General features: G+C 44.2%; 1 protein-coding gene. It reads right to left on the bottom strand.

The annotated features are described in order from the left end of the window. Window positions 1-226, bottom strand: a 226-nt coding sequence (locus AWW67_RS19070) for a hypothetical protein (RefSeq protein WP_176700043.1), incomplete at both ends; no start/stop codon positions are given.

Consider the following 226-nt stretch of genomic DNA (forward strand, 5'->3'; position numbering starts at 1 on the left):
CAATCTAAATCGTCAGAAGAGTATCTAACACTAGCGTTAGGGTTGATAGCGCCATCGGTTCCAATAATTTGGTTTCCGGCAACGTTTGTTGCGTTGTACTTAAGGAAAGGAATCAACTCCGCGGTAGCTTCTGCGGCAGCAACGTCAGGGGTTTTTCCTGCTGTTACTTTATCATTTCTAAGTGCCTCCCAATACGCTTGGTAGAAAGCTAAAGGATCAAGTCTAT

The sequence above is a fragment of the Roseivirga seohaensis genome, assembly GCF_001592945.1.
GTDB classification, from domain to species: Bacteria; Bacteroidota; Bacteroidia; order Cytophagales; family Cyclobacteriaceae; genus Roseivirga; species Roseivirga seohaensis.